6 protein-coding genes are annotated in these 6,321 nt (G+C 70.3%); 5 read left to right on the top strand and 1 reads right to left on the bottom strand.

Annotated elements, in window-relative coordinates; genetic code table 11:
- The coding region (locus tag NQ160_RS02510) for an alpha-E domain-containing protein (protein WP_257513662.1) at nt 1-432 on the top strand (432 nt) is incomplete at its 5' end.
- On the top strand, nt 429-1,274 hold the full coding sequence (locus NQ160_RS02505) for a transglutaminase family protein (protein ID WP_257513661.1): 846 nt from the start codon (nt 429-431) through the stop codon (nt 1,272-1,274). The genes NQ160_RS02510 and NQ160_RS02505, both read left to right, overlap by 4 nt.
- Before the next feature lie 95 nt (nt 1,275-1,369).
- On the opposite strand, the gene NQ160_RS02500 is transcribed toward NQ160_RS02505, so the two are convergent.
- Nucleotides 1,370-2,380: a LacI family DNA-binding transcriptional regulator gene (locus NQ160_RS02500; protein WP_257513664.1), complete on the bottom strand. Its 1,011-nt coding sequence runs from the start codon at nt 2,378-2,380 to the stop codon at nt 1,370-1,372.
- 150 nt (nt 2,381-2,530) lie between these two features.
- Here NQ160_RS02500 and NQ160_RS02495 point away from each other — a divergent pair, with 150 nt between their 5' ends.
- Genes NQ160_RS02495 through NQ160_RS02485 form a run of 3 tightly spaced genes read left to right on the top strand, consistent with a single transcriptional unit; the run spans nt 2,531 to nt 6,263 of the window.
- Nucleotides 2,531-4,060 (top strand): sugar ABC transporter ATP-binding protein, encoded by a 1,530-nt coding sequence (locus NQ160_RS02495; protein ID WP_257513660.1) that lies wholly within the window; start codon nt 2,531-2,533, stop codon nt 4,058-4,060.
- Nucleotides 4,057-5,094, top strand: coding sequence for an ABC transporter permease (locus tag NQ160_RS02490; protein ID WP_257513659.1), 1,038 nt, complete (start codon nt 4,057-4,059; stop codon nt 5,092-5,094). The genes NQ160_RS02495 and NQ160_RS02490 overlap by 4 nt, the downstream gene beginning before the upstream one ends.
- Nucleotides 5,091-6,263, top strand: a complete 1,173-nt coding sequence (locus tag NQ160_RS02485) for an ABC transporter permease (RefSeq protein WP_257513658.1) — start codon at nt 5,091-5,093, stop codon at nt 6,261-6,263. Before NQ160_RS02490 ends, NQ160_RS02485 begins: the two co-directional genes overlap by 4 nt.
- The last annotated feature ends 58 nt before the right edge of the window (nt 6,264-6,321 follow it).

Raw genomic sequence — 6,321 nt, 5'->3', positions numbered from 1 at the left:
GCCCGCATGCTCGCGACGCGGTCGCTGACCGAGGCATCCGGACCGTCGTGGACGACCATCCTGCGCTCGTGCGGCGCGTACGAGGCGTACGTGCGCACCTACCGCGGCATGCCGAGCTCCCGCAACGCGGCGGAGTTCCTGCTGCTGGACCGGCTGTTCCCGCGGTCGATCATCTACTCGATCCAGCGGGCCGAGGAGTGCATGAGCGCGATCGACCCCCGCGCCGACCGGGTCGGCCACTCCAACGCGGTGCTGCGGGCGCTCGGCCGCATCCGCAACGACCTCGAGTACAGCCCGATCACCGACATCCTCGGTGAGCTGCCCGAGCACATGGAGCGGGTGCAGACGGTCACCCGCGAAGCGTCCGAGGCCATCCGCCAGCGGTTCTTCCCGACGCAGGCCGAGCCGAGCTGGATCGGAGAGATCTCATGATGCGCCTGCGGATCGAGCACACCACCGGATTCGCGTACCCGGGAGAGGTGTCGGCGTCGTACAACGAGGCGCGCATGCTGCCGGTGTCGACCGAGAACCAGTTCGTGCTGAGCTCGTCGCTCGACATCGAGCCGTCGACGAGCGTCAACCAGTACGTCGACTACTTCGGCACGCGCGTCGCATCGTTCGACGTGCTCTCGGGTCACACCGCTCTCGGCATCACCGCCCGCTCGCTGGTCGAGGTGCGTCCGCGGCCGATGGAGAACTCCGACACGGCCTGGGAGGACCTCGCCGTCGAGGCCCAGCGGTCGATCACGACCGTGGAGATGCTCGCGCAGACGCCGCGCACCGCACCTCACCCAGAGGTGCTGGAGCTGGCCCGCACGATCGTGCAGGAGCACGACAACCCCGGGCAGGCCGCCCGCGCGATCGCGGTGGCCGTGGGCGACGCCGTCGAATACGTCTACGGGAGCACGGGCGTTCACTCCACCGCAGCGGAGTCGTGGGAGAAGCGCTCGGGGGTGTGCCAGGACATGGCCCACATCACCCTCGGCGCGCTGCGGGCGGTGGGGATCCCCGCCCGCTACGTCTCGGGTTACCTGCACCCCGACCCCGATGCCGAGGTGGGCGTCGCCGTGGTTGGGGAGTCCCACGCGTGGGTGGAGTGGTTCGCGGGCGACTGGCACGGGTTCGACCCGACCAACAACGTCGACATCGGCGAGCGGCACGTGCTGGTCGGCCGCGGGCGTGATTACAATGACGTCCCCCCGCTGCGCGGCGTCTACGCCGGCGCGCTGACGAGCGACCTGCACGTGCAGGTGACGATCACCCGCGAGGCCTGACCCGCGCGCTCGCGAGTGAGTATTCGCGCGCCCGAGTGAGTATTCGCGGCGTCGAGTGAGTATTCGGTGCCCGCGGCCGCGCGGCCGCGCGGCGCTCAGCGTCCCGCCGTGGACGCCCGCACGACAAGCTCGGGCGGGAACACCGTCTGCCTGGGCACACTCTCGGGGTCGGCGGCCTCCTCGAGCAGCACGCGCAGCGCGGTGCGCCCGATGATGCGGCTGGGCTGCCGGATCGATGACAGCGGCACCGCCGCTGCGGCGGCGAACGGGATGTCGTCGAACCCGATCAGCGCGATGTCGCCCGGCACCACGGCGCGCCCGTCGACCACGAGCGACTGCAACAGCCCGAGCGCGAGCAGATCGTTCGCCGCGAAGAGGGCGTCGGGCCACTCTCGACGCGGTCGCGCCAGCACCCGGGCGCCGGCGGCGACCCCCTCCTCGACGGTCATGCCGGACGTCGGGATGACTTCCAGACCCACCCGTACCCCGGCGTTGTCGGAGGCCGCGCGGGCGCCGGCGAGCCGGTCGTTGACCTGACGCATGTCGAACGGCCCGCCGACGAAAGCGATGCGCCGCCGCCCGCCCGCGATGAGGTGCTCGACGGCCAGCCGGCCGCCCGCGACGCTGTCGACAGACACCGACGAGAACCGCCCGTCGGCGCTGAAGCGATCGACGAGCACGGCCGGGATGCCGCCGGAGCGCAGCCGCTGCAGGCGTGCGGTGATGTCGCCGTAGGGGGCGATCAGGAGGCCACGCACCTGCTGCTCCTGAAAGAGATCGAGGTAGACCTTCTCCCGCGCGGGATCCTCGTCGGTGTTGCCGTAGAGGATCGCGATTCCATGGCGCGTGGCCTCGTCTTCGGCCCCCCGAACGACGTCGGTGTAGAACGGGTTCTGCCCGTCGAGCACGACGAACCCCACCGTCGTGCTGACGCCTGCCCGGAGTTTGCGGGCCGCGTCGTTGCGCACGTACCCGAGGTCCTCGATCGCCTGGGTCACCCGTTCCACCGACTCGGCGGACACTTCGCCGGGACGGTTGAGGACGTTTGAGACGGTGCCCACCGACACGCCCGCGCGCAGCGCCACGTCGCGGATGCTCACCGGCATCGCGTCCTCCCACTCCGTCGTCGGGGTCACGATTCGGTCACCGGTCCGACGCCTCTTGACCCCGGTGCCCTGAGGTTCATACAGTAGCCTGAACGCCCCTGAATCGATTCAGGAATTCCGGACCCCGCAACCTCGATGGAGAGGATCGCCATGGCATCCGAAGCCGCCCAGACGGATCACCACGCTCTCGTCCTGCGGCGAGTGGTGAAGTCGTTCGGCGCAGTGGTGGCGCTGCGTTCAGGCAGCCTCACGCTGGACTTCGGCTCGATCCACGCCCTCATCGGCGAGAACGGCGCCGGCAAGTCCACGCTCGTGAAGATCATTGCGGGGCTCTACCGGCGCGACTCGGGTGACTTCCTGCTCACAGGCGAGCCCGTCGACTTCGCCAGTACGGCGCAGTCCAAAGCGGCCGGCATCGCCGTGATCTACCAGGAGCCGACGCTCTTCCCCGACCTCTCCGTCACCGAGAACATCTTCATGGGCCGCCAGCCCGTCACCCGCCTCGGGCGTATCGACCGCAAGGCGATGCGGGACGAGACCGAGCGGCTCTTCGCGCGGCTCGGCGTCTCGCTCGACCCCGACCGTGTCACCGAGGGTCTGTCGATCGCCGACCAGCAGATCATCGAGATCGCCAAGGCCATCTCGTTGGATGCCAGGGTGCTCATCATGGACGAGCCGACCGCCGCCTTGTCGGGCGTCGAGGTCGAGCGGCTGTTCGCGGTGGCGCGGAGCCTGCGCGACGAGGGCAGGGCGCTGCTGTTCATCTCGCACCGCTTCGACGAGGTCTTCGCCCTGTGCGACACCGTCACCGTCATGCGCGACGGCTCGTACGTCGACACCACGGCCATTGCCGACACCACGGTCGACGAGCTCGTCCGTCAGATGGTCGGCCGCGACGTCACCGACCTCTTCCCGAAGTTCCCCACCGAGGTGGGTGAGGTCGTGCTGGACGTGCGCGGCGTCACCCGCGCCGGCGTGTTCCGCGACGTCTCCTTTCACCTGCGCGCGGGCGAGATCGTGGGGCTGGCCGGCCTCGTGGGTGCCGGGCGCAGCGAGGTCGCCCGCGCCGTCTTCGGCGTCGACGCGTACGACAGCGGATCGGTTGTGCTGCACGGCGCCGCTCTTCCCAGGGCGAACCCGCGCGTTGCGATCGCCCGCGGCCTCGCGCTGGTGCCCGAGGACCGCCGTAGGCAGGGCCTCGTGCTCGACGACAGCGTCTCGCGCAACATCACCCTCGCCATCCGCTCGCGCCTGGCGCGCTGGGGTCTCATCTGGACGGGCGCGGAGAACCGGGCCGCCAAGCTCTGGGCGAGCCGCCTCGAAGTGAAGGCCGCAGCGCTGGACACCGAGGCCGGCACGCTCTCGGGCGGCAACCAGCAGAAGGTGGTGCTCAGCAAGTGGCTCGCCACCGAGCCGACCGTGCTGATCGTCGACGAGCCCACACGTGGCATCGATGTCGGCACCAAGGCCGAGGTGCACCGGCTGCTCAGCGAACTCGCGCAGCAGGGGATCGCGATCCTCATGATCTCGTCCGAGTTGCCGGAGGTGCTCGGGGTGGCCGACCGAGTCCTCGTCATGAGGGAGGGGCGGCTCACGGGGGAGTTCTCCCGCTCCGAGGCGACACCCGAGGCGATCATGTTCGCGGCGACGTCGGATGCCGGTGCGGAGGAAGCGGCATGAGCGCGACTGTGACCCGCCCGGCATCCGCTGGAGACACCGCCGTCGCCGTGGTGCGCCGCGTCGCCCGCGCCCGCGAGACCGGCATCGCGCTGGCGCTCATCATCGTCATCGTGGCGGCGACCACCGCCAACCCAGGCTTCGTCTTCTCGGGAGACGGATTCCGCGACCTGCTGCTGACCCCGTCGCTGCTGCTGCTCGTGGCCGTCGGCCAGGCCTTCGTCATCATCACCCGCAGCGTCGACCTGTCGGTCGGCTCGATCGTCGGGCTCACCGCCTATCTCACTGGGCGGCTCTTCATCGACATCCCAGGCATCCCGATGATCGCGGTCTTCTTCGGCGGCATCCTGCTCGGCGGGCTGCTCGGCGCGATCAACGGGGTGCTCGTCGCGTGGGCCAAGGTGCCGGCGCTCGTGATCACCCTCGGCACGATGTACGTCTACCGTGGCCTCAACGTCGCGTGGACGGGGTCGGACCGCATCAACGCGTCGGACCTGCCGCGGGACTTCCGCGGCCTGGGCACCCAGCAGCTGATCGGGATCCCGGTGCTCACCGTCATCGCCGTGATCGTGCTGATCGCGGCGGCGTGGTACCTGCGCAACACCCGGGGTGGGCGCGAGTTCTACGCCATCGGCTCGGACCCGTCGGCCGCGCACCTCTACGGCTTGAAGGTCAGCAGCCGGATCATCACGGCGTTCGTGGTGTCGGGTGCGCTGTCGGGGCTCGCGGGTGTGCTCTACGCCGCGCGGTACGGCACGGTCAGCTCGGCCGCGGGCACTGGGTGGGAGCTGCAGGCGATCGGCGCGGCCGTCATCGGCGGCGTCGCGATCTCGGGCGGCGTCGGCACGGTGTGGGGCGCGGCGATCGGGGCGTTCCTGCTGCTGACGATCAACCGGGCGCTGCCGATCCTCGGCATCGACGATTTCTGGCAGCGCGCCGTCGTCGGCGTGCTCATCATCGGGTCGATCGTGCTCGATCGCGTGCTCGCGGTGCGTCAGCACCGAAGGCTCGTCGCCCAACGGGAGGAGGCCCGATGACCGTCGCGACCGAGACCGTCCCCGTGCGGCTGTACGCCCCGCACGCCCGCCCGGCGTGGCGCCGCGTGGTGCTCACGCGCGAGTCGGCGATCATCGGCATCCTGCTCGTCGTCGTCGTCGTCGCCCTGCTGACGGTGCGCAACTTCGACAGCCCGCTGACGGTCACCTATCTGCTGCGGGACGTCGCGCCGATCCTGCTCATCGCGCTGCCGATGACGCTCATCATCATCACCGAGGAGATCGACCTGTCGGTGGCATCCGTCGTCGGGCTCGCCAGCGTGATGACCGGCATCCTCACTCAGGGCGGCGTGCCGTTCGCGCTTGCGGCGGTGCTCGCGATCATCGTCGGGGCGATCGCGGGAGCGCTGAACGGGTTCCTCGTCACCGTCGTCGGACTGCCGTCGCTCGCCGTCACGATCGGCACGCTGGCGCTGTTCCGTGGCATCGCCGTGGGGCTCTTGGGTACGACGGCCGTCACGGACTTCCCCGAGGAATGGAGCGACCTCGCCAAAGCCAACATCCCCGGCACACCGATCCCCGGGATCATGGTGCCCTTCATCGTGCTGGCCATCGCCTTCGCGGTGCTGCTGCACTTCACGCCGTTCGGCCGGTCGCTCTACGCCATCGGTCTCAACAAGGAGGCGGCCCACTTCTCGGGTATCGACGTCGGGCGGGCGAAGTTCGTGCTGTTCGTGATGTCGGGTACCGTGTCGGGCTTCGCTGGCGTGTACTTCACGCTGCTGTACTCCAACGCGCGCGGCGACAACGCGATGGGGATGGAGCTGCAGATCATCGCCGCCGTGCTGCTGGGCGGGGTGTCGATCTTCGGCGGGCGCGGGGCCCTCCACGGCGTCATAGCCGGCGTGCTGCTGATCGGGACCCTCGGCAGTGCGCTGCGCCTCGCCGGCGTCACCAGCGACATCATCAACGTCATCACCGGCGTGCTGCTGATCGTCTCGGTCGTCTCGGCCAGCGTTCTGGGTTGGGCGCACGCGCGCCGCACCGCCGCGGTCGGGCGACGGCGCGGGCTGCGGGCTGCGGAACGTGCCGTTGCGGGCGGCACGGCGGGCGGTGTTGCGGCCGACCCCGCTCGCGGCGCGGCTCGCGGCGTTGCGGCCGATCCTCTGCGCGCACCTGCGGCCGACCCGGCTCGCGACCCGCACGGGTGACGCGCGCGCAACGTGGCATCCGCCCGAGCCCTCCCTCCACGACCACGCACCTGAACAC

It is taken from the genome of Microbacterium sp. zg.Y909 (genome assembly GCF_024626565.1).
The sequence above is the reverse complement of the archived record's forward strand: the minus strand, read 5'-3'. Positions and strand labels throughout refer to the sequence as shown.